Source organism: Flavicella sp., assembly GCF_037132785.1.
Lineage (GTDB): Bacteria > Bacteroidota > Bacteroidia > Flavobacteriales > Flavobacteriaceae > Flavicella.
Genome location: NZ_JBAHZZ010000010.1, coordinates 1 through 21,928 on the forward strand (window position 1 = coordinate 1; position 21,928 = coordinate 21,928).

The 21,928-nt window shown below is 30.7% G+C and carries 21 protein-coding genes and 3 tRNA genes; 12 read left to right on the top strand and 12 right to left on the bottom strand.

The window, feature by feature from the left end; genetic code table 11:
• The coding region (locus V5787_RS00815; protein WP_336891414.1) for a transposase at positions 1-123 on the bottom strand (123 nt) is incomplete at its 3' end.
• Positions 124-327: 204 nt separating this feature from the next.
• Between V5787_RS00815 and radC the strand changes: the two genes are divergently transcribed.
• Both radC and V5787_RS00825 read left to right on the top strand, forming a co-directional pair.
• Positions 328-1,026, top strand: coding sequence for a DNA repair protein RadC (radC, locus tag V5787_RS00820; RefSeq protein WP_336891394.1), 699 nt, complete (start codon positions 328-330; stop codon positions 1,024-1,026).
• A gap of 36 nt (positions 1,027-1,062) precedes the next feature.
• Entirely contained in the window at positions 1,063-2,373 is a 1,311-nt protein-coding gene (locus tag V5787_RS00825; protein ID WP_336891395.1) for a polysaccharide deacetylase family protein, read from the top strand.
• Positions 2,374-2,380: 7 nt separating this feature from the next.
• Here the strand turns inward: V5787_RS00825 and V5787_RS00830 are convergent, their stop codons facing one another.
• Complete coding sequence (locus V5787_RS00830; RefSeq protein ID WP_336891396.1) at positions 2,381-2,773, bottom strand: FdtA/QdtA family cupin domain-containing protein; 393 nt, start codon at positions 2,771-2,773, stop codon at positions 2,381-2,383.
• Between the two features lie 141 nt (positions 2,774-2,914).
• Here V5787_RS00830 and V5787_RS00835 point away from each other — a divergent pair, with 141 nt between their 5' ends.
• Both V5787_RS00835 and V5787_RS00840 read left to right on the top strand, forming a co-directional pair.
• Positions 2,915-3,808, top strand: coding sequence for a glycosyltransferase (locus V5787_RS00835; RefSeq protein WP_336891397.1), 894 nt, complete (start codon positions 2,915-2,917; stop codon positions 3,806-3,808).
• Positions 3,809-3,852: 44 nt separating this feature from the next.
• Positions 3,853-4,758: a hypothetical protein gene (locus tag V5787_RS00840; RefSeq protein WP_336891398.1), complete on the top strand. Its 906-nt coding sequence runs from the start codon at positions 3,853-3,855 to the stop codon at positions 4,756-4,758.
• 39 nt (positions 4,759-4,797) lie between these two features.
• Here the strand turns inward: V5787_RS00840 and V5787_RS00845 are convergent, their stop codons facing one another.
• Both V5787_RS00845 and V5787_RS00850 read right to left on the bottom strand, forming a co-directional pair.
• Positions 4,798-6,105: an O-antigen translocase gene (locus V5787_RS00845; protein ID WP_336891399.1), complete on the bottom strand. Its 1,308-nt coding sequence runs from the start codon at positions 6,103-6,105 to the stop codon at positions 4,798-4,800.
• Between the two features lie 176 nt (positions 6,106-6,281).
• The gene (locus V5787_RS00850; protein WP_336891400.1) at positions 6,282-7,382 is read right to left on the bottom strand and encodes a DegT/DnrJ/EryC1/StrS family aminotransferase; all 1,101 of its coding nucleotides are present in this window, start codon (positions 7,380-7,382) and stop codon (positions 6,282-6,284) included.
• 187 nt (positions 7,383-7,569) lie between these two features.
• Between V5787_RS00850 and V5787_RS00855 the strand changes: the two genes are divergently transcribed.
• Both V5787_RS00855 and V5787_RS00860 read left to right on the top strand, forming a co-directional pair.
• On the top strand, positions 7,570-8,538 hold the full coding sequence (locus V5787_RS00855) for a GNAT family N-acetyltransferase (RefSeq protein ID WP_336891401.1): 969 nt from the start codon (positions 7,570-7,572) through the stop codon (positions 8,536-8,538).
• Position 8,539: 1 nt separating this feature from the next.
• On the top strand, positions 8,540-9,328 hold the full coding sequence (locus tag V5787_RS00860) for a hypothetical protein (protein ID WP_336891402.1): 789 nt from the start codon (positions 8,540-8,542) through the stop codon (positions 9,326-9,328).
• A 2-nt stretch (positions 9,329-9,330) separates the two neighbouring features.
• On the opposite strand, the gene V5787_RS00865 is transcribed toward V5787_RS00860, so the two are convergent.
• On the bottom strand, positions 9,331-10,605 hold the full coding sequence (locus V5787_RS00865; RefSeq protein WP_336891403.1) for a replication-associated recombination protein A: 1,275 nt from the start codon (positions 10,603-10,605) through the stop codon (positions 9,331-9,333).
• Between the two features lie 178 nt (positions 10,606-10,783).
• Between V5787_RS00865 and V5787_RS00870 the strand changes: the two genes are divergently transcribed.
• Complete coding sequence (locus V5787_RS00870) at positions 10,784-11,350, top strand: rhomboid family intramembrane serine protease (RefSeq protein ID WP_336891404.1); 567 nt, start codon at positions 10,784-10,786, stop codon at positions 11,348-11,350.
• 72 nt (positions 11,351-11,422) lie between these two features.
• On the opposite strand, the gene V5787_RS00875 is transcribed toward V5787_RS00870, so the two are convergent.
• Positions 11,423-13,636 (bottom strand): DNA mismatch repair protein MutS, encoded by a 2,214-nt coding sequence (locus V5787_RS00875; protein WP_336891405.1) that lies wholly within the window; start codon positions 13,634-13,636, stop codon positions 11,423-11,425.
• A gap of 146 nt (positions 13,637-13,782) precedes the next feature.
• Here V5787_RS00875 and ung point away from each other — a divergent pair, with 146 nt between their 5' ends.
• Entirely contained in the window at positions 13,783-14,460 is a 678-nt protein-coding gene (gene ung, locus V5787_RS00880) for a uracil-DNA glycosylase (protein ID WP_336891406.1), read from the top strand.
• A 31-nt stretch (positions 14,461-14,491) separates the two neighbouring features.
• On the opposite strand, the gene V5787_RS00885 is transcribed toward ung, so the two are convergent.
• From V5787_RS00885 to V5787_RS00910, 6 genes are all read right to left on the bottom strand, one after another.
• Positions 14,492-14,842, bottom strand: coding sequence for a translation initiation factor (locus V5787_RS00885; protein WP_336891407.1), 351 nt, complete (start codon positions 14,840-14,842; stop codon positions 14,492-14,494).
• Positions 14,843-14,860: 18 nt separating this feature from the next.
• Positions 14,861-15,037, bottom strand: a complete 177-nt coding sequence (locus tag V5787_RS00890; RefSeq protein WP_336891408.1) for a hypothetical protein — start codon at positions 15,035-15,037, stop codon at positions 14,861-14,863.
• Between the two features lie 84 nt (positions 15,038-15,121).
• Positions 15,122-15,901, bottom strand: a complete 780-nt coding sequence (locus V5787_RS00895) for a DUF6048 family protein (RefSeq protein ID WP_336891409.1) — start codon at positions 15,899-15,901, stop codon at positions 15,122-15,124.
• The gene (locus tag V5787_RS00900) at positions 15,867-16,316 is read right to left on the bottom strand and encodes a DUF6452 family protein (RefSeq protein ID WP_336891410.1); all 450 of its coding nucleotides are present in this window, start codon (positions 16,314-16,316) and stop codon (positions 15,867-15,869) included. The genes V5787_RS00895 and V5787_RS00900 overlap by 35 nt, the downstream gene beginning before the upstream one ends.
• An 86-nt stretch (positions 16,317-16,402) precedes the next feature.
• A complete protein-coding gene (locus V5787_RS00905) occupies positions 16,403-17,173 on the bottom strand; it encodes a C40 family peptidase (RefSeq protein WP_336891411.1) in 771 nt (256 codons plus the stop codon).
• Positions 17,173-18,348: an acetyl-CoA C-acyltransferase gene (locus V5787_RS00910; protein WP_336891412.1), complete on the bottom strand. Its 1,176-nt coding sequence runs from the start codon at positions 18,346-18,348 to the stop codon at positions 17,173-17,175. The genes V5787_RS00905 and V5787_RS00910 overlap by 1 nt, the downstream gene beginning before the upstream one ends.
• A 215-nt stretch (positions 18,349-18,563) precedes the next feature.
• On the opposite strand from V5787_RS00910, the gene V5787_RS00915 reads away from it, so the two are divergent.
• The 4 genes from V5787_RS00915 to V5787_RS00930 all read left to right on the top strand — a co-directional run bounded on the left by V5787_RS00915 (position 18,564) and on the right by V5787_RS00930 (position 21,336).
• The gene (locus V5787_RS00915; RefSeq protein WP_336891413.1) at positions 18,564-20,612 is read left to right on the top strand and encodes an HDIG domain-containing metalloprotein; all 2,049 of its coding nucleotides are present in this window, start codon (positions 18,564-18,566) and stop codon (positions 20,610-20,612) included.
• Between the two features lie 417 nt (positions 20,613-21,029).
• Positions 21,030-21,116 (top strand) — tRNA-Ser (locus V5787_RS00920).
• Between the two features lie 23 nt (positions 21,117-21,139).
• Positions 21,140-21,214 (top strand) — tRNA-Pro (locus V5787_RS00925).
• A 48-nt stretch (positions 21,215-21,262) separates the two neighbouring features.
• Positions 21,263-21,336 (top strand) — tRNA-Arg (locus tag V5787_RS00930).
• Positions 21,337-21,928: the final 592 nt, after the last annotated feature.

Sequence of the window (21,928 nt, forward strand, 5' to 3'; positions counted from 1 at the left end):
TCCACATTTTATACAAGTAAACCCATCTTGCCATTTTATTTTGGCTAAATAAGCCTTACAAGCTTCATCATTTGGCAGTTCTTTTATAAAACTCAGTATATTTTGACCTTGAAAAACATCCATATCTGTTATATTTAATGACACTAAGACACAGAAACTAAATGACTAACTCAGTAGTTTTTATATAGAACGCTGAATTTCATTTGTGAATTCAACTTCTAAACGAAACAATAAATTTTTCATTACAAATATAGAGGTTTCGTAGCCTAATCTCTTTCTATGTCAATTATTTAAATATAATAAAGAATTGTTATATTTAATAGAAAAATGAAGTGTGAAAAAGAATCATTTACGATTAAGAATTGGGATATCTCTGATAGACCAAGAGAAAAACTTCTTTTAAATGGAAAAAAAACATTATCAGATTCGGAATTGATTGCGATATTAATTGGTTCTGGCAACAGAAATGAATCAGCGGTTGAGTTAGCCAAACGAATTTTGGCAACGTGTAAAAACAATTTAAGAGTCTTGGAGAAAATGTCAATTTTAGATCTTCAAAAATTTAAAGGAATTGGTGAAGCCAAAGCTATTTCGATATTGACAGGACTCGAATTAGGAAGAAGGGTAAAGCTAGAAAAGACGGTAAAGCAGGATAGTATAACCTGTAGTAGAGATGTTTTTATCATCATGCAACCTTTATTAGGAAGTTTGACTCATGAGGAGTTTTGGGTGATGTTTCTTAACAATTCAAATAAAGTATTGCATAAATTATTACTTAGTAAAGGTGGATTGACAGGTACAGTTGTGGATATAAGATTGTTGTTTAAACATGCATTAAGTTATTTGGCTACAGGGGTAATTCTGTGTCACAATCATCCTTCAAGTAGTTTAATACCGAGTATAGCAGATAAAGAAATAACCGAGAAAATTATAAAGGCAGGGCTCAATTTGGATATAAAAATTTTGGATCATTTAATAATAACTGAAAAAGCTTATTTTAGCTTTGCAGATGAGGGTCAATTGTAGTTTGTTTTTTTGTCTAAAATTAATAATCCCTATTAAATGGTATTAGTGTATACTCATAAGATAAGTCCAAGATTGACTTATATTTTTAAACATATTTTCATCAGGATTTTAAATACTCCTGTTCAGTTCACAACTAAAATTGAGGAATTTGTCGCTTTTAGTGGAATGAAAATGAATTATTCTAAAACTCCATTAGGTAATGAATTTTTTATTAGGTCAGTCGACTTATTGTTTGAACAGGGAATTAATGATATAGAATTTTCAATATCTAATTGGGAAGAAGGGTTGCCTTGTTTTTTTACAGCAGGAAAAAAATCTTTCATTCCATATGATATTTTTGCAGCTAGCTTTTATTTAATGTGTCGTTATGAAGAGTATTTACCTCATGTTCAAGATGAACACGAACGGTTTTCTGTAGAAGATAGTTTGGCATTTCAAAATGGTTTTTTAGACAAGCCATTGGTTGATATTTGGGCTTATAAGTTTTTAGATGCCCTAAAAGAAAAATTTCCAGAACAGGAGTTTGTACAACGCAAGTTTTCGTATATAAGTACTTTTGATGTAAATCAGGCTTATATTTATGGATTAAAAGGGGTGGTCAGATCAGTTGGTGGGTTTATAAGTGATTTTTTTAGTATTGAAATAAGCGATTTTATAGATAGAATATTGGTTTTGGTGAAAATAAAAAAAGATCCATACGATACCTTTGACGAGATTGTGAGGTTGAAAAAATCATATGAATTTCCTACAATATTGTTTTTTCTAATATCTAATTTTAGCACCTATGACAACAATGTTTCTATAAGCAGAAGAAAATATAGATTGCTGATAAAGTCTATGTCTGATTATGTTAAAATAGGATCGAACCTTTCTTACTTCACTATGAAGAAAGAAGATTTAATGAAGAAGGAATTAAAGAAAATGGAGTCAATTATTAATACTCCTGTATCAAAATCGAAGCAGCATATGCTAAGAATTCATTTGCCAGAAACATATCAAAAATTAATTGATTTAGAGGTTGAAGAAGATTATTCTATGGGGTATTCTGATTATTTAGGATTTCGTGCGAGTACTTGTACTCCCTTTTATTTTTATGATTTGGATTTTGAAATTCAAACTCCCTTAAAAGTATTTCCATTTGCGGTAAATGACTATACGTTAAATCAAGTTTTAAGGCTGTCTCCAAGACAAGCTTTAGTAAAAATAAAACAACTTTACCTTGAGGTTAAAAATGTAAATGGAACTTTTGTAACATTATTTCACAATGAGTTATTAAGTGATTATGGAGTTTGGAAAGGCTGGAAAGGTGTTTATGGTGATGTATTAGATATGGTAAAAAACAATTAAGCAATATTTATTTTTTTACTGATTTTTTAAATTCTTTAAAAGATCGAATGTAATCTTTCTCAGAAAAAGTATTAGAAGCCAAAACCAAGCAGACACTTCCAGAAGAAAAATCATCTAGTTCTCTCCATATTCCTGGCTCGATTAACAGTCCTTTGTTGGGTTTGTTTAGGGTTACGGTTTCTCTTGTAAATCCATCATCAAGGATTACATCAAAACTACCACTAAGAGCGATTAAAAACTCCGATTGTTCTTTATGTGAATGGCCTCCACGAAATGAGTCGCTTGGAACATCATACAAATAATAGACTCGTTTTATAGGATATGGAATTGTATCGTTTTCAATTACGGATAAATTTCCTCGTACATCAGTTATTTTCGGAATGTCAATTAGTTTAATCATAAATATTCTAGGTGAATGAAAACAAAAATAAGAAAATAATACTGATGAAACTCATTAGAACTATTCTATGAGCGGATATTGAAAAATAATTGGGATATATTATTTAGTAATAAATTATATTTGTTTTTATAAAAGAACCACATGTCAGAACTCCCCATCGTTAGTATTGTATGTTCATGTTATAACCACAGAGATTATGTAATTGACTCTATAAAATCTGTATTGAGCCAACTATATGTAAATATTGAATTAATTGTAGTTGATGATTTTAGCTCTGACGACTCTGTTCAGGTAATAAAAAATTTTCTTATTAGTTATCCTGAAGTACGATTTATTCAAAATAAAAGTAATTTAGGGCTGAACAAATCTTTTAATCGAGCAGTGAAAACATCAAAAGGAGAATATTTGATTGATTTAGCAGCGGATGATTTATTGCTACCACATTCGGTTCAGTGTTTGGTGGGTGTTTTTTTGAAGGCTAAAAATCCAAATTTGGCTTTGGTATTTGGAAATGCAACAGATATTGATAAAAATAAAGTATTAGGGAGAAATATAATCAATGATCTTATGATTCCAAAAATACATCAAGCAGTTAAAAATGGATATTATAAATATTTATTAAAGGATTCTGATTATATATGTAGTGTTTCTGGATTGTATAATAGAAGAATATTTGATGAATTGAATGGATATGATGAAAATTTAAATTTTGAAGATTTAGATTATTGGTTGAGAGCTACAAAGGATTACAAAATTTTATTTGTAGAGCATATAGTGGTTTACAAAAGATATTTAGAGAGTTCTTTAGGTAGTGGTTTTGCGGTTAGTAATGACTATACTAAAAAATTACAGGAAAGTTTTTATCTTATTTTGGAAAAAGCATATTTTTTGAATAGTAATTCCGACGAATATTTAGCCTTGTTAAAAAGAATTTTAGAACAGAGTAAATGGGCCATTAAAACAATGTGTTTTAAATACCTTTATTTATATGTCATTTTGTATTGTAAAAGTTGTTATAAATATTTAAGAGTATGATTCAAATTTTTAAATCAAAACTAGTTAAATTGATACATGTTTTTTTGAGAAAAATAGGGTATCTCATTATAAGTGAAGTTGTCTTTTCTGGTTTTAAAAGCTTCTATTGTAATTATATCGCTTTAGATACATTTAATGACCGAGAAATAGTTTCTTTGGTTTTTTCTAAAAATAGAGCGATGCAACTACATGCTTTTTTAGAAAGTTATCTAGAAAATGTGGAAAATTATTCTTCTATGATTGTGTTGTATAAGGCGACAAACGTACTTCACGAAAAATCATATGAAGATTTGAAAAAAGTTTTCAAAAAGTATCCCATAAAATTTGTTGAAGAAAATAATTTTAGAGAGCAGTTACTGATGGAAATAGACTCTATTACTGCTGAAAAATTAATTTTATATGTTGACGATATGATATTTTCTCATAAAGTTGATTACGAACAGCTCCTGAATATTAATCATAATACACATCAGTTATCTTTATCAAGAGGAAAAGATTTAACTTATAGTTCCGTATTATTAAAATCACTTGAGCTTCCTGTGTTTTTAGAAAAGGAAGAAGGAATTTTAGAGTTTTCTTGGAATGAAATTAAAGAATATAGTGACTGGAGTTACCCTTTGGGAGTTTCTGGTTATTTATACAGCTCGAGAGAATTTTTGGCTATGATAAAAACACTGTCATTTAAGGCACCAAATTCTTTAGAGGTTGAATTACAAAATTTCTTGTTTTTATATAAAGACAGAAAAGGACTGTGTTATCAAGATGTAATTTGTGTTTGTGTACATGCTAATTTGGTTCAAGACGAGGTAGAAAATCCTACGTTAGAAACGTTTAGTGTTGATGAATTACTGAGTATTTGGAATGAAGGTTATAAAATTACGATTTCTGATTTTTATGGGAAACCAGTTGCTATTTCACAAGAAATGAAATACAATTTTGAATTGAGATAAAATAGTTGAAAAAATAAATGATTTATTTTAGTTTAAATATCAAGTATAGTCATTATTATGATTGCTTTCTAAATTTATTTTTTTTAAAAAAATAAATTTTCTAAAAATAATTAGCATCATAACTAAATATATGAAGTTGGAAATTGCGTAACCAATTATGACACCGTTTAATCCTATTTTCTTTAGTAATATATGTGCTAATAAAACATAAATGATATAAAATGAAACCTCAGTAAAAATATAAGTTTTGGTCATGGTTCTTGCCATTATTAAATATCCAAAAGCAAGCGAGGCTACATTAAAAACATCCCCTATTAAATACCATAGGAAAAAATTGGTTACAGGTAGGAAATCTTCATTAAGAGCTATAAGGACAACATATTTCCGTAGAAAATAAATACAGATAGCAAGCACTATAAAAAGCGGAAGTAGTATTTTAAAAAATGTACTAAATTCATTTTTTAATGAATAGTAAGAACGAGAAGAAGAAAATTTAGGAAAGTAGTATATTGTTGAAATGGAGGTGATAATTAGCATATAGTAATTAGAGATTCTATTTAATGCTTCCCAATATCCTGCGCTATCAATATTTATCAATTCTGATATTTCATTTCTAATTAAAAAATTACTAGCTGGAGCAATTAATGCACTAGTTAAAGTCATTATAGAAAATTGGAGCAATATTTTAAGATCTGGATAAGAAAATGAAATTGATTTTATAGTTACGTTAATTTTAGATTTTCGATAGAAATAATAAGTAATCAATATACTTAGTGACTCTATAATAATTATTGCTAAAATTGCACCTGGAAGAAAATGATAATATATTAATAGAGTTGATAGAATCAGTCCGAAAAGAGATGTAATGATATTACAAGAAATAAGGTGTTTAAATTCTTGAAAACCATTTATTATTGAGATAAACAATGAGTTTAAAGAGTAAAATGGCAGAGAAATTGCTAAAGCATATAATAAATAATTAAAATTGTGGTTTTTAAATAATTCGATATTTATATAACTCGCAAATACAATTAATAGAATACTAAGAGTTATGGCAATTACAAGTCTTGAAATAAAACTGGTGCTGATTATTTTATTTGTCTTGTCAGTGTCATTTTTATGTTCAGAAATTAATTTAGTGATACCTCCATCAAAACCGAAGGTTGAAAAGGTCTTTAGAGAGCTATTAAAATTTTTAAAATTCCCGAGTAAAACCATTCCTTCAGTTCCTAGAAAATGAGCCACAAGTTTTAGGGATACAAAACCAGAAATGAACTTTACCACTGTAGCAATTGAATTATAACCCAACACTTTAATAAATTGATTTTTCTTTATAAAATTTAACATATAAATTGAGGGATTTTTGCTCTTTGGTTACGCAATAGGAGAACTTTTTTCTATCCACTTTAGAAACCAACATAGGATCATTATAATCGGAAATACTTTGTTTTTAATTTCATAAATATGAAAAAAAAAATACTGTTTCATGTATTACATATTATGATTGATCACTTACTGTATATTTAGTATAGGTTAAGGACTGTAATTATTTTTTCAATTTCATGATTCTCCAAAATAGGGTTTATCGGGATGCTCAGAATTTCATGATGTATTTTTTCAGTGATCGGAAAATACAGTTGATTTAATTCTTTAAAAGCTTTTTGCTTATGAGGAGGAGTGGGGTAGTGTATCATAGATTGTATCCCGTTTTTTTCTAAATAAACGGACAAGTCATTTCTATCTTTTGTTCTTATAGGGAAAACGTGATACACACAACTTTCATCTTGAACTTTATTAGGTAGAATTATTTTATTATTTGTTATGCCTGTTACATACCGTTTGGCTATTTTCCTTCTAAGAACATTATCATGATCCAATTTCTTTAATTTAATATCTAAAAATGCGGCTTGTATTTCATCCAATCTACTGTTAAGTCCCTTGATTTCGTTTTGGTCTTTTTCTACAGATCCATAATTCGAAATCTTACGAGCACATTCAAATAAAGCCTTGTCGTTTGTTGTAATTGCACCACCATCTCCTAAAGCGCCTAAATTTTTTGTTGGATAAAAGCTAAAAGCACCAGCGTTACTTAAATTACCCGCTTTTTTACCCTTGTTATAGATCGCTCCATGCGCTTGAGCAGCATCTTCAAAAACTAATAAATTATTGTTTTGAGCTATTTTATTTATAGCCTCCATATTTGTGAGTTGTCCATATAAATGAACAGCCAAGATTCCTTTTGTTTTTTTTGTGATATTCTCTTCAATTAAGTTGACGTCTATATTGTAATCATCTAATGAAGGTTCTACTAAAACAGGGGTTAAGCCAGACTCTATAATCCCTAAAATAGAAGCTATATATGTGTTTGCAGGAACTATAATTTCGTCTCCTATATGGATACGACCGAGTTCAATTGATGCTTTTAAAATTATTTTAATGGCATCCAAACCATTTCCTACTCCCAAACAATAATTTGTTCCGCAATAAGAGGCGAAGTTTCTTTCAAAATTTGAAACCTCTTTGCCATTTATATACCAACCGTTTTGTAAAAATTGATTGAACTTATTTTTATAATCAGCTTCAAAGGCAGCGTTTGTTTTTTGTAAATCGTTGAATTTTATCATTTAATTCATGCAGTTTTTGTCTTATTTAAGAATAGTTGCTTTTATAAGGCAATTGTCTAGTGCTTTTTCGTTTTTTTAATGAAAGATCTTAAAACTAAGCAAGATAAACTTTTTAAAGAATACTTAATTTATCTTTTTATTTATTAGTAATAAAAACTATTTTTACTAATATAAAAATAATCCCTTTTTGATAGAAATAAAAAGATACAACTCTAAGGATAAAAAATTATGGAATTCTTTTGTAAGAGATTCCAATAATGGAACTTTTATGTTTGATAGAGGATTTATGGAATATCATAAGCATAAATTTGAAGATTATTCGTTGTTGTGTTTTAAGAATAATTCTCTTGTTGGTCTCTTGCCAGCTAATATTGTTGAAAATTTTATACATTCACATCAAGGCCTGAGTTATGGTGGGCTAATCGTTTCAAAAAAAATAAAAATAAGTGATTATTTTGAGTTGTTTAAAGAATTATTGATTTTTGTTCAGAAACAGGGAATTGAAAGAGTTTACTTAAAAGTGATTCCGAAAATTTATCACAAGGTGTTCTCTGAAGAAGTTACGCTTGCCATGCAATTATTGAAAGCTACAAGAACTAGAATAGACTCTTATTTTGTCATTGAAACAAGGGAAGGATATAAACCTAATAGAAATAGAAAAAGAGCTTTGAAAATAGCTAAGGAAAAGAACTTACAATTTAGAGAAGGAGGAAATCTTGATTATTTTTGGGGAGAAATTTTAGAAAAAAATTTGAAGACAAGATTTGGTGTAGATCCAACACATTCACTGTCAGAAATTAAATTTTTAATGAAATTATTCCCGAATCAAATAAAGTTTTACGGGGCTTATAATAATGAGGTCTTAAAAGCTGGAGTTATTGTGTTTTTATGTGATTTTGTAACACATTTTCAGTACAGTTCTGGAAATGATGATAGAAGTGACGATGCTGCCTTAGATTTTTTATTTGATGCGATAATTAAGAAATATAAAGAGAAAAAATATGTTAGTTTTGGTAGCTCATCTGAAAACAATGGACTAAATATAAATAGAGGTTTGTCGTACTGGAAAGAGAGTTTGGACGCAAAACTTCAGATTCAAGAATATTATACTATAGAGACGAATAATAATTTTTTGTTAAACGAAATATATAAATAAAATGAAGAAAGTAATTTTAATCATCATCGTGTTTTTTTGCTTGGTAAATACATCTGCTCAAAAAACTATTAATAACTATGCTTATGTAGTTGTTCCAGATCAATTTTCTTTTCAAAAAGAAAAAGATCAATACCAATTAAATTCTTTAACAAAATTTTTATTTGAAAAAGAAGGGGTTAAGGTATTTTGGGATACAGAAAAAATCCCAAATGAATATAGATTAATGGATTGTGCAGGGCTAAAACTAAGGATGAATAAAGAATCATCAATGTTTCGTAGTAAAGTCGATTTTGAGTTAATGGACTGTTATAACACGATTGTTTTTTCTAGTGAATTAGGATCTAGTAGTGAAAAAGATTTTAAAAAAGCATATCAAGAGTCTATTCGTAATGCTTTTAAAAGCTTTTCTGCTTTAAATTACACATATACTCCGCAGTCAACTGTAAATGTGCCTGAAGAGATGGCTATAGTAGCGGTATTGGAAAAAGAACTAATAACAATTGGTAGTTCTCTAATTTATGCGAGTGAGACTAACTTGGTTATAGAGTTCACAAAATCTAATGAGAATTATACTGGGAAAGTAAAATCTAGTATGTCTATAGATTACAAAGAAGGAGAGGTAATATGTAAGTTGTTTAAAACCTCTTTGCCTTATGTATTCAAAGCTCAGTGGAAAGATTCTTATGGAAACTTTATCAATACGATAGCATACTTTACTGAAGAGGAAGAGTTACATATAGATTTTTTAGTTCCAACAGGAATCACTGTTATGAAATTTAAAAAACAGTAACTTTAATAACCATATTTATTTTTCCACCTTAATTTTAGTGTGTTTCTAAAATCGTTTTCACGCACATTGTTACTAGGTTCATAAAATTTGGTGTTTTTTATTTCTTTGGGCAAGAATTCTTGAGCAACAAAATTACCGTCGTAATTATGCGCATATTTATAATTTTTCCCGTAATCTAAATCTTTCATTAGTTTTGTTGGTGCATTTCTTAAATGAAGAGGGACGGATAAATCTCCCGTGTTTTTCACAAGTTGTAGCGCATCATTTATAGCAGCATATGAACTGTTACTCTTAGGGGAATTCGCTAAATAAATGGTACATTGACTTAATAATATTCTCGATTCTGGATAACCGATGGTTGTCACTGCTTGAAAGGTAGAGTTAGCCATAATCAAAGCAGTTGGGTTTGCATTTCCAATATCTTCAGATGCTGCGATTAATAGCCTTCTTGCGATAAATTTCACATCCTCACCTCCTTCAATCATTCTCGCCAACCAATAAACAGCAGCATTTGGGTCACTTCCTCGTATAGATTTGATAAAAGCAGATACAATATCATAATGTTGTTCTCCTGTTTTATCATAGCGAACCGTATTTTTTTGAACTTTACTTAAAACTAATTTATTGGTAATGGTTACTGGTGCATCTTCAGAGGATACAACCAATTCAAAAACATTTAAAAGTTTTCTAGCATCCCCACTAGAAACTTGAATCAAAGCATCAGTTTCTTTTAGATTTACTTCTTTAGATGTAATAAAGGAGTCATTATCCATTGCCCTTTTGAGCAAGTTAATCAGATCTGTTTTGTCAAAAGAGTTCAGTATATAAACTTGACATCTGGAAAGTAATGCTGGTATAACTTCAAAACTTGGATTCTCAGTGGTGGCTCCAATTAAAGTTACCCATCCTTTTTCTACAGCAGCTAATAAAGAATCTTGTTGTGATTTGCTAAATCTATGAATTTCATCAATAAATAAAATTGGATTTTTAACGGTAAACAACCCTCCACTTTGTCGTGCTTTATCGATAATCTCCCTTACATCTTTAACACCAGAATTAATGGCACTCAAGGTGTAAAAAGGACGTTTAGATTCTTTTGCGATGATATTTGCTAATGTCGTTTTCCCAATTCCAGGAGGTCCCCATAATATTAATGAAGGTATAATACCTTTTTTAATATGCTGAGTTAAGATTCCTGTTTTTCCAACCAGATGTTGTTGGCTGATATAATCTTCTAAGGACTTCGGACGGATACGTTCTGCTAGTGGCTCATTCATTCCGTAAAAATACAATTTTAAGAAGATTTTTTTTCAGATAATAAGTTTAAATTAGCAAGTATATATTCTATGAATGCAGGAAGAAAATCAATTTAAATATACCAAGAGTATTTTTCGCATACCAGTTGTGGTCGTGTTTATAATGTGGCTAGTATATTGGATTGAAATAAAATTTTCATTGAATTTTACTCAATTTGGAGTCTATCCTAGGAGTCTTGGAGGATTAAAAGGAATACTGTTTTCTCCATTTATTCATTCAGGAACTAAGCATTTATTTAATAATAGCATTCCTGTTTTTGTGTTTCTTGCAATGCTGTTTTATTTTTATAAAGAGGTTGCTTGGAAAATTATTCTATTGGGTAGTTTGTTAACAGGTTGTTTAACTTGGTTGATTGGAAGTGAGGGATTTCATATAGGCATGAGTGGCGTTGTTTATCTTCTATTTAGTTTTGTTTTTTTTAGTGGGATTTTCAGAAGACATTTCCGACTGATTTCTGTTTCTTTAGTAGTGATTTTTCTTTATGGAAGTATGTTTTGGTATGTGTTTCCGATAGAGAAAGGTGTTTCATGGGAGGGACATTTATCTGGATTGATAATAGGTTTTATATTTTCCGTACTCTACAGGAAAAAAGGCTCTCAAAGGAAAGAATATATTTTCCAGAAAACTGAGTTTGATTTGTTATTTGATGAAAAAGGTAATTTTAACCCTCCACAAGTAGAGGAGGAAGAAACTAAGGACTCTTAAATTCAATAAATAAAGAATAAGAGCAATGTCAAAAAAAAGTAAGAGATAACAGTGAGAAATTATATAACTAGATTATTTTTTAGCAGCGACAACTAATTCTATTTTCTCCAAACTTGTTTGCGTAGTGAACATTCCGTAATCAATAATAACCTTGTTTTTTTCGATTTTATCAATAATTCCACATGCCTTTCCATCAATTAATCGAACTTTGTCATTCACCTTATATTTATAAGAAGATTTTTCTTTGGCAAGTCGTTTTGCTTCGGTCGATTTTTCTTTACGGACTTCAATAACTTTGATTAAAATTTCTTTTTCAACTTTCTCTAGCTGAATATCTTTTTTCTTTTGTTCTTTTACTTTGGCTTTTTTTAATGCCTTTGTATTCTTATCTTTCTTTATTGGAGGGTTTAATTCCATGTGTTTTATTTTTTCAATTAAAACCCATTTATTAAATTCTGCAAATAACTCTTTTTTGTTATTGGTTTGAAAGTATTTATGGAGTAATTCATTGGATTTACGTCCGTATGTCAACATTTTTTGATTCTTGTCATACAGCTCCTGAAAACTATTTAGTTTTTCTTTGATTTTTATTTCTTTATCCGATAAATTCTGAGTTTGTTTTTTTGCTTTTAGTTGTTCGTTTTCTAAGACTTGAGAATTACGTTGTAATTGATTTCTTTCTTTTTGTAGTTTGGAAATCGTTTTATCCAAACGAATTTTTTCTCCTTCTACTTTTTTCTTAGCTCTATTAATTAAACTAAATGGAATTCCATTTTTTTGAGCGACTTCAAAAGTAAATGAACTACCCGCCTGACCAATATGTAATTTAAAAAGAGGTTCTAAAGTTCTTTCATCAAATTGCATATTTGCGTTGCTTACATTTTCTAATTCATTTGCGAGAACTTTTAAGTTAGAATAGTGGGTTGTTATTACTCCAAAGGCCTTTTTAGCGTAAAATTCCTCTAAGAATATTTCAGCCAAAGCTCCTCCTAAATCAGGGTCACTTCCTGTTCCAAATTCATCAATTAAAAAGAGTGTATGTTCATTACAGCGTTTTAAAAAACCACGCATGTTTTTTAAACGATAACTATAGGTGCTTAATTGGTTTTCGATAGATTGGTTGTCACCGATGTCTGAAAGTATCGTATCAAAAAAATAGGTTTCACTATGTTCATCAACTGGAATCAACATTCCGCTTTGTAACATTACTTGTAGTAAACCGATCGTTTTTAAGGTAATACTTTTTCCCCCTGCGTTAGGTCCTGAAATAACAATAATTTGTTGTTTTTCGTTTAGTTCAAGGGTTTGTGGTATGATAGGAAGTTTGGCGATTCTATTTTTCTCTAATAATATAGGATGATAGGCTTCTTCGAAATAGACTCTTTTAGTGTTTGAGAATTTTGGGAGTAATGCATTGTTTGCATAGGCGTGTTTTGCTCGTGCGCCAATAGAATCTAGTTTAGAAAGATATTCTTGATAACTTATAAAAAGCGGGAAAAAGGGTCGTATTGTTTCTGTTAATGCTTTTAAGAGTCGGTTTATTTCTTGTTTTTCATCGTGCTGTAAGTTTTGAAACTCTCTGTGCAGTTCTAATGTAGCTTGGGGAGCGATAAATACAATACTTCCTGTTTTAGAACTTCCAAGTAAACTTCCTTTTACTTTTTTTCGATGCATACTTTGTACAGCTAATACACGTTGATTGTCTATGACTGATTCTCGAATATCATCTAAATAACCTGCACTGTCATATCTGCTCATTTCTCTTGTAAAGGAACTGCCTGTTTTGGCTCTTACGATATGAATTTCTTTACGGATATCTTTAAGGAATACGGAAGCTTTGTCTTGTACTTCACCAAAAGGTGTAATGATCTTTTGAATTTCCTCAATCGCAGATTTTGTATATTCTATTTCTGTTGATTTGGAACAAAGTGTAGGGAAATATTCATTAAATTTTTTAAAAAAAAGGATAAGTTCGTTAACGGTTTCAGAGTTTGTAGTGATTTTCAGAAAAGCAGTAGTATCCAATCGACTATTCTCAATCTTTAGCAAATGAATTTCTTTGGTCAGATCTTCAAAGTAATGATTAGGGATTCTGTTCTCACTAATAATAGAGGCGTTATACTCTTTTACCTGTGCCAATTCAATAAATAAATCTGGTTTGTTAGATATCGGTTTGAGGTGTTGAATTAATTGTTTTCCCAGATTAGAAATACAAAATTCTTCAACACTATTTAATATAGAACTAAATTCTAAATCGTCTAATGTTTTTTGTGAAATAAATCCCATTGAATGCTTTATTTTATGACCAAGCTCTCAAGTATATTTGAGAGTGGGACAAAAGTAATGATTCTTGATAAAAGGAATTCTATTCTATCAAGAACTGTTTTGTTTTTTTGAGTATTGTGTATAGATTGCAGCTTATATTTGCAATTATGAATAAAAGTATACTAAAAGGATTAGATGATAGTTGGAGAGAACTCTTAATGGATGAATTAGAAAAAGATTATTTTAATAAATTAGAAGTATTTGTGGAATACTCCTATGCGGAAAGCACTTGTTTTCCTGCAGTAGAAAATATATTTACTGCCTTTAATTCATGCAGCTTTAAAGACATAAAAGTGGTGATTTTAGGTCAGGATCCATACCACGATGTTGGACAGGCACATGGTCTTAGTTTTTCTGTAACGGAAGGAGTAAAACATCCGCCGTCATTGATGAATATTTTTAAAGAGTTAGAAAAAGATATTGATTTTGATATTCCTAAGTCAGGTAATTTAATCCATTGGGCAGAACAAGGAATATTATTATTAAATGCAACTTTAACAGTTGAAGCACATAAAGCAGGGGCTCATCAGAAAAAAGGGTGGGAGAAGTTTACGGATGCAGTAATTGAGGAAATTTCTAAAGAAAAAGAAAATGTTGTGTTTTTACTTTGGGGTGGTTATGCAAAGAAAAAAGGAGCTAAGATTGATAAAGAAAGACATTGTGTGTTAGAGAGCGGACACCCTTCACCTTTAAGTGCAAACCGTGGGTATTGGTTTGGAAATCGACATTTTAGTAAAACAAATTCCTATTTATTGTCAAAAAACAAGGATGAAATAAACTGGTAATTAAAGGCCTGGGAAAAGACAGTATTAATTTTTAACCACCAACACGTTTTACATTGTATCCTTCCGATTTTAATATTTCCATAATTTTATCACGGAATTTTCCTTGGATTATGATTTCTCCATCTTTGGTAGAGCCTCCAACTCCACATTTGGTTTTCAGCTTTTTACCAAGAGCTTTTAGGTCTTCTTCTGAGCCTGCAAAACCTTTGATAACGGTAACTGTTTTTCCTCCTCTACCTTTATTTGAAAATAAGGCTTCTAGTCGTTGTTTGTTAGGAGTCAAAGTTTCTTGCTCTTCGTGTTGATTTATGTCAAAATCATCATTTGTAGAAAATACAAATCCACCTAAATCAGATAAATTAGAAAGTTTCTTTTTTGTCATAATAGTGTCGATGGTTTTTTATTTATTTTTAATTTTTCTCCAAAAGAATAAAATCAAAGCAACGGATTCTATAGAAAGCCCAATTGCTAAGGCTAAAATACCAGCTCCATCTTCTTTTTTTGTAAGGTTGATTATGATTCCTGTAGCAACCCAAATAAATCCAAGAATAAATATTCTAATTATATTTTTATCCATAATTAAGCTTTTATCAATCCTAATTCAATCAAACGTTCTGATAAGAAATCATTTAGATTAATTGAAGGTATGTACTCATAAAAATTATTTTTTATAAAGAGGGACTCTATAACTGATTGTGTAGCCATAACTCATTCCTGTTCCTGAAGAGTATACTTTATTAAACCCTGGGACATAGAGATTCTGGAAATTATCGGGCTGTGTTTGCGCAAGCATAAAGTTAAACTGAATATGTCCTCCTAGATATAGGTTCTTAAATATTTCAACTTTTAAACCAAAAACAAGACCCATCCAATGTGCTGTAAGGTTTTCATAAGTTTTAGGATTTGTATTTGTCTTGGGCTCAAAATAGGATCCTGAAATACCGTCTATACTAGTCCCTTCTTGGAAGATAAAATATTCATCAACTGTTTGATCAAAGACGCTAAAACCATATCTAGCACCAACATAAACTTCATTATCCATTTCCAACCAGTTTTTAAATAAATTTCTGTTAATTCCTGCAGAGATATAAGATCCTGAAGCAGTAAAGGCATAGGTGTCTCTTCTAGTGTCTTGTTCCGCAACTCCAATTTCAGCAGCGATATAAAGATTTTTTTTAAGTCTATAATCCGCCACAATCTCAATACCTTTGTAGTTTTCTTTTACAGCGGTTAAAACTGGTTTTACTAAGTCTATTCCAATTCTAAGTCCGTAGTTTTTTTCGTATACGATAATACTGTCTGTCTCTATAGTCGATGTTTTTGCTATAGGGTCAGTTTTTTTTTCTTTAGGTGCTCTTCCCTTTTTTTGACCAAAAATGATACAAGTACTCAGGATAAAACAGCAACTAATGAAATATTTTAATATGTGTTTCTGTTTCATCTTCAATTTTAGTGACATTTACTTCTATATAATCTATCCAGTTGTAGGTGGACTTATCTACTTCAAAATCGTTAAATTGCGCTATGTATCCACAAGATTCAGATACAAATAGATCAGAAGTTGTATAGGTCAAATCTAGTGTATCAACAACATTTTCGGTAGCAAGTCTGTATTTTGTAAATGTATTACCCGTGTCTAACGGAATCAGTATAGAATCTGTTGAGGTTAATTGGTAAATAGAATCTTTATTGTCAGCCCAAACATAAATGGGAATCTCCTTTTTTTCTGTTGGATTATCGGTGTCGTAAAATACTATAATCAGTCTAGGGGTTGTTGGGTCATTACAAAAGTCATCATCTTCACATGAAGTCAATAAATAAAGGAGTACTGTAAAGAGAATTAATGTTTTTTTCATTGTATAAAACTGGAACTAGATTTGAAATCAAAGATACTAAAGAATACAGTAGTAATTTTTACTTTTTAATGGTTTTAAAATAGAGTTTAAATAATTTTTTTAATAACTCTTAATTTATGAGTATGACGTCTAGAATCAACATTGTAAATTCCTGAATGATCGATTCTGTCAATTCTTACTTTTCCATGTGCATGAATGATATAATTGTCTTTCATAATAATACCGACATGGGTTATTATACCTTCTTCATTGTCGAAAAAAGCTAAATCTCCGGGTTCACTTTCTTCAATAAAACTCAGAACTTCACCTTGGGTAGATTGTTGTGAAGCATCTCTAAGTAATTGATGTCCATTTAATTTGTATACCATTTGAGAAAACCCTGAACAGTCAATACCAAAAGGGGTTTTCCCTCCCCATAAATAAGGACTGTTTAAAAATATAAAAGCAGTGTTGATAAGGTTTTCTTTTGCTTTTTTTGAGCTTAAAACTTCTCCTTCATAGATGTAATAATCACTTTCGATTGAAAGTTTGTTGTTACGGAAATTGGGCAAATTGGCTCCAATAGGAATGGTGATTAATTCGTTTTTATCATTGCTGATAAAATCAACGAGGTTACCTGATAAAATTTTGGGTGACTTCTCTAAAAGTTCGTAGGTTTCTTTTGATAATATTTTATATTGCTTGTTGTCGATCCAACCTTCGTATTTATCGAAAGCTAGTTGGATTTTACTCCAGCTTTTTCGGACTTCTAAAACTTTAAAGTGTTCTCCAAATAATACTTGAGAGACTAATTCAGCTTTGTCAGAGGCTTCGCTTCGTAGAGGAACGATGCTTAAATTACAAATTCCGTAATCCATTAATTCGTTTCGTTTTTTTCAATAATAATTGCAGTGGCACCGCCACTACCATTGCAAATTCCAGCGGCTCCAATTTTTCCATCTTCGGACATTAAAACATGGAGCAAAGTAACTAAAATTCTTGCACCTGAACAACCTAAAGGGTGACCTAATGCAACCGAGCCTCCATGGACATTCGTTTTGTCTAAAGAAATATTTAATAATTGACAGTTTGCAATTCCTACAACCGAAAAAGCTTCGTTTAATTCAAAATAATCGACGTCTTTTACGTTTAATTTTGCTTTTGTTAGTGCTTTTGAAATAGCTAGAGCAGGACTTGTGGTAAATAATTCTGGTTTTTGAGAGGCATCAGCATAAGCTTTTATAGTAGCCAATGGCGTTAAATTTAATTCCAGTGCTTTTTGTTTGGACATAAGTACCAAAGCCGCAGCTCCGTCATTAAGAGTAGATGCATTTGCAGCAGTAACGGTTCCATCTTTTCGTAGTACACGCATTTTGTCGAAATTAACATTGGTAAATTCTTCGTCTTTATCTATGGTGATAGAGGGGCCTTTTCTAGGTTGGATAATTACAGGTACTATTTCATTCTTGAAATGACCCGAATCCCAGTATTGTTTAGCTTTTTTATAAGATGATTCTGCGAAATCATCTTGTGCTTCTCGTGTTATATTATAATTAGTCGCACACAAATCAGCACAGACTCCCATGTGCTTTTGATCGTATACATTGGTCAATCCATCTTTTAATAGGCCGTCAATCAAATTCAAATTCCCGAATTTTTTGTTTTTACGTACTTCTAAGTAGTGAGGAGTCTGAGACATGTTCTCCATTCCACCAGCAATAACAATTTCTGCATCACCACATAAAATGGCTTGTACAGCAAGTGTTACACTTTTTAAACCTGAAGCACATACTTTGTTAACCGTAGTGCAAGGGACAGAATCTGAGATGCCCGCATTGATTGCAGCTTGTTTTGCTGGAGCCTGTCCTAGGTTTGCTTGTAAAACATTTCCCATAAAAATTTCGTCAACCAAATTAGGAGCTAAGTTTGATTTTTCGAGAGCTCCCTTTATTGCAATCGCACCAAGTTCAGTCGCAGGAACGCTAGCTAAATTTCCTAAGAAACTACCAATTGGCGTTCTTACAGCTGAAACAATAACAACTTCTTTGTCCATAGATAATAAAGTTTTGAAAGAGGTGTATGCGAAAGTACTCAAATATTTTGAGATTTAAATGTGAATGATAGTTAGAATTTACATAATAAAGCATCATAAAAGCTGTTCCTCTTTGATTGAGAAATCAATTCCTCTATGCGCAGATTTAATAAAAATAAATTATCAAATCGTTGTCCTGTTTAATTTGTTTATTTTTGATTATTAATTGAGCCTACATGAAAAAAATAATCAATACAATTTATCAGAATAACTCTATCATATATAAGGTTTCTCTGTTTGTCGCTACTGTTTTTTTAGTCGTTTATTTTTTCCCGAAAGGAGGGAAGTTCAAATATGAATTCCAAAAAGGGAAGCCATGGCAATACGATAATTTATATGCTCCATTTGATTTTGCGGTTCAGAAAAACGCTGAGATAATTGAAGAGGAAAAAAAAAGAATTACTGCAAGTTCTAAGTTGTTTTTTGAATATGATTATTCTGTTTTTCAAGAGGCTCAAAAAGAAATGATCCGTAAAGTGAAGGACTTGAAAATCGACTCCTTGTCTGCTCAGATGGTGTTGTTTAGAGGCGGTGAAATTTTATCTGATTTGTATCAGATAGGTTTTTTAGAATCTTCGAGCGAATCTAAAGTTGCAAATCTATCCACACAGGTTATATTAAGACAAGGAAATGAAATAAAAGAGGTGCAATTTGGAGATTTTTTATTTTCTAACGAGTTGTTTAAGTTTATTCAATCCAAGATATCAAGTCAATCAAGTTATCAACATAATGACGTTTTGATTCAGATACTTTCAAAAGTTGTAAAACCAAATGTTAGGTTTGATAAGAGTTTTACTGAGAAAGTATTGCAAAATTCGATTAGTTCTATTTCTTATACGACGGGTTTGATTAGTGCAAACCAAATAATTGTATTTAAAGGAGATATTGTAGAGGGTAAGAAATTCGATGTTTTAAACTCATTAAAAGATGAATATAAATCTCAAACTTGGAATCAGGTAAATTATTATTGGATTGTATTTGGGTATATGATTTTGGTTTCATTGGCTTTATTAATGCTGTTATTGTTTTTGAGAAAAGATAAAATTGAAATATTTAATGATAATACAAAGGTTACATTTATATTTTTCAATGTTCTATTGATGATTTTTTTGATAACATTTACTATGAAATACAAAGCAGATTATTTGTATGTAGTTCCTCTGAGTATATTGCCAATAGTATTAAAAGCCTTCTTTGATGCAAGATTAGGATTGTTTATTCATGTGTTAACCGTGTTGCTTTTAGGATTTATTGTGCCAAATAGTTTTGAGTTTATTTATTTGCATATTATAGCTGGAATTGTTGCAATTCTTACGGTTTCTGAATTCTATAAAAGGGCTAATTTATTTATTTCAGTGGGGCAGATTACCTTGATATATATGTTGACTTATTTTGCTTTTTCAATTATTCACGAAGGATCTATAGCCCAGATTAATTGGAGTTATTTTGTGATGTTCGCACTAAATGGTATATTGTCATTTCTTTCGTTGTTTCTAATCTGGGCATATGAAAAATTGTTTGGATTGGTTTCGGATGTTACCTTGTTGGAGTTGTCAAATACTAATTCACGACTATTAAGAGATTTGAATGAAAAAGCACCAGGTACTTTTCAGCATTCTATGCAAGTAGCAAATTTGGCTGAAGCTGCAGCAAATGAAATTGGAGCAAACTCTATGTTAGTAAGGACAGGAGCATTGTATCACGATATTGGGAAAATGGTGAACCCTATGTATTTTACAGAAAATCAATCTACATCTGTAAATCCACATAATGATTTAGCACCAAAGGATAGTACGAAAATTATTATCAACCACGTGTTAAATGGTATTGAGTTAGCTAAGAAACACGGCTTACCAGATCGAATTATCGATTTTATAAGAACACACCATGGTACAAGTACGGTTTATTATTTTTATAAAAAAGAAGAAGAAGGGAGCTTAGAGGATATAAAAAAGGAAGACTTTCAATATCCAGGGCCTATTCCGTTCTCTAAAGAAACAGCAATACTAATGATGAGTGATGCGGCTGAAGCTGCCTCAAAGAGTCTTAAAACACCTACAGCACAATCAATAGACCTCTTAATTGATAAGATAACTTCTAAGCAAATGGCAGAGGGGCAATTTAATAATGCTGATATTACCTTAAGAGAGATAGAGACAATAAAGAAAGTTATCAAGAAAAAACTCAAAAACATCTATCACTTAAGAATTGAGTATCCTGAATAAATCTCGAAATTTTAAGTTCGATGTGTATCTAGTGCTACTTTAATGTTTAAATGACGCATTAAATTTGTTTCTTTTTCGTTCATGTTTTACATAAAAACAAAACTGTAGCGGTGAGATGCTTCATTTGTTTTAAAATTAATCTGATTAAAAAATATTCAAAATTAGTAGTATGCCATTTAAAAATAAAATTGACGTAAGAATAAAAGTTTAGTTTATTCAATTTTGATTAGATAGTAAAAGAATCTCTAATTTTATTGATTTCAGTAAGTTGATTAGAATACTAGAATTACGAAGCGAAAAAAAATAAAATTTAGAAAAAAAACTCTTAAAATGTTGTGTAGTACGTAAAGGTAGTGTAGATTTGCACACGCAAAAAACAAGTTCTTTTATAAATAAATTATAGATTGTTAAAATCTTGGAGAGGTGCCGGAGTGGTCGATCGGGGCTCCCTGCTAAGGAGTTGTACCTTTACGGGTACCGGGGGTTCGAATCCCTTCCTCTCCGCAATTTTTTCAATTTTCTATACTCGGGGTGTAGCGTAGCCCGGTCATCGCGCCTCGTTTGGGACGAGGAGGTCGCAGGTTCGAATCCTGCCACCCCGACGAAGTAAAGAATTTAATTGCATTATCAATACTTTGTGTATTGTTAATGGGCGCATAGCTCAGCTGGATAGAGCACCTCCCTTCTAAGGAGGCGGTCGAAGGTTCGAATCCTTCTGCGCTCACAGATAAATAACCCCTGTAAACACTGCGATTACAGGGGTTTTCTGTTTTTAGTAACTTTTCTAAAATCACTTTAAAAAGGAAAACATAGTACTTTGTAGCACTGTTTAGGAATATTAATACTAAATTAGATGCAAATAAAGTGCAAATTTTATGACCTCCGCAACCATAGTATTAGATATTAGAAGAATTACAAAAAAGGGCTACCCTGTTAAGATTAGGGTAACAAATAAAAAAACGAAGTATATTCTCACAAATTTTTTTCAAGACGGAAAAAGCCTAAAAAAGACTGAACAGGTCAAAAACAGACAAAAAAAACTAGATCAAGAACTAGACTATTGTCTCGAAAATAATTTAGATTTTGAGGACTCAAGACCGTTGCAAGGTACATGACAAAAACAAAGACCCAAACTTAGGTTTTATATCATTGTTTGTTAGCTTATTAAGATGTATATTCAAGCCATGAAACTACAAATAACACCTACTTTTTCAGATAGCATTTGTGATTTACGCACAAGAAAGATAAAAGCTACATTTTTTAGTCAAATAAATATTCTTATGGATTGGGATCGAATTTCAAAAATAATAGACAAG

What these genes read in the sequence shown, in the direction of transcription:
- radC (WP_336891394.1), top strand. Translation starts at nt 328, where the DNA reads ATGAAGTGTGAAAAAGAATCATTTACGATTAAGAATTGGGATATCTCT.
- V5787_RS00825 (WP_336891395.1), top strand. Translation starts at nt 1,063, where the DNA reads ATGGTATTAGTGTATACTCATAAGATAAGTCCAAGATTGACTTATATT.
- V5787_RS00830 (WP_336891396.1), bottom strand. Translation starts at nt 2,773, where the DNA reads ATGATTAAACTAATTGACATTCCGAAAATAACTGATGTACGAGGAAAT.
- V5787_RS00835 (WP_336891397.1), top strand. Translation starts at nt 2,915, where the DNA reads ATGTCAGAACTCCCCATCGTTAGTATTGTATGTTCATGTTATAACCAC.
- V5787_RS00845 (WP_336891399.1), bottom strand. Translation starts at nt 6,105, where the DNA reads ATGTTAAATTTTATAAAGAAAAATCAATTTATTAAAGTGTTGGGTTAT.
- V5787_RS00850 (WP_336891400.1), bottom strand. Translation starts at nt 7,382, where the DNA reads ATGATAAAATTCAACGATTTACAAAAAACAAACGCTGCCTTTGAAGCT.
- V5787_RS00860 (WP_336891402.1), top strand. Translation starts at nt 8,540, where the DNA reads ATGAAGAAAGTAATTTTAATCATCATCGTGTTTTTTTGCTTGGTAAAT.
- V5787_RS00865 (WP_336891403.1), bottom strand. Translation starts at nt 10,605, where the DNA reads ATGAATGAGCCACTAGCAGAACGTATCCGTCCGAAGTCCTTAGAAGAT.
- V5787_RS00875 (WP_336891405.1), bottom strand. Translation starts at nt 13,636, where the DNA reads ATGGGATTTATTTCACAAAAAACATTAGACGATTTAGAATTTAGTTCT.
- ung (WP_336891406.1), top strand. Translation starts at nt 13,783, where the DNA reads ATGAATAAAAGTATACTAAAAGGATTAGATGATAGTTGGAGAGAACTC.
- V5787_RS00885 (WP_336891407.1), bottom strand. Translation starts at nt 14,842, where the DNA reads ATGACAAAAAAGAAACTTTCTAATTTATCTGATTTAGGTGGATTTGTA.
- V5787_RS00890 (WP_336891408.1), bottom strand. Translation starts at nt 15,037, where the DNA reads ATGGATAAAAATATAATTAGAATATTTATTCTTGGATTTATTTGGGTT.
- V5787_RS00895 (WP_336891409.1), bottom strand. Translation starts at nt 15,901, where the DNA reads ATGAAACAGAAACACATATTAAAATATTTCATTAGTTGCTGTTTTATC.
- V5787_RS00900 (WP_336891410.1), bottom strand. Translation starts at nt 16,316, where the DNA reads ATGAAAAAAACATTAATTCTCTTTACAGTACTCCTTTATTTATTGACT.
- V5787_RS00905 (WP_336891411.1), bottom strand. Translation starts at nt 17,173, where the DNA reads ATGGATTACGGAATTTGTAATTTAAGCATCGTTCCTCTACGAAGCGAA.
- V5787_RS00910 (WP_336891412.1), bottom strand. Translation starts at nt 18,348, where the DNA reads ATGGACAAAGAAGTTGTTATTGTTTCAGCTGTAAGAACGCCAATTGGT.
- V5787_RS00915 (WP_336891413.1), top strand. Translation starts at nt 18,564, where the DNA reads ATGAAAAAAATAATCAATACAATTTATCAGAATAACTCTATCATATAT.